Origin of the sequence: Pantoea sp. SIMBA_079, assembly GCF_046940275.1 — a bacterium.
In the GTDB taxonomy this organism is placed as follows: Bacteria; Pseudomonadota; Gammaproteobacteria; order Enterobacterales; family Enterobacteriaceae; genus Pantoea; species Pantoea borealis.
In genome coordinates this window covers 1-273 of the sequence record NZ_JAWRYR010000300.1, presented here as the reverse complement: position 1 = coordinate 273, position 273 = coordinate 1, and the positions used below count along the sequence as shown (strand labels likewise).

Genomic DNA, 273 nt, shown 5'->3' with positions numbered 1-273 from the left:
CGACCAATAGCGCCATGAAGGCGGGAAGGATTCGGCATGAGGGATTTCCTGCTGGGGAACGCAGCGACGCACGGGCGTCGCGTGGAGCGCGTCATCCTGGGCAACGAAACCGCATGTTTGATGACACGCGATTTGCACGCGCAAGTCGGCGTGATCGCGGTCACGCACGCACGCGCCGACCGGCGCGCCTCCGACAGACGGCCGCCTGCTTGCTCGCAGTGCACGCTCCGTCGGCTCGATACGCGACGCAGCCGGGTTCATCGCGACGGCAAC

1 protein-coding gene is annotated in these 273 nt (G+C 66.7%); it reads left to right on the top strand.

Annotated elements, in window-relative coordinates; translation table 11 throughout:
• Positions 1-36 precede the first annotated feature (36 nt).
• A partial coding sequence (locus SB719_RS20110) for a hypothetical protein (protein ID WP_412159732.1) occupies positions 37-273 on the top strand: 237 nt, incomplete at its 3' end.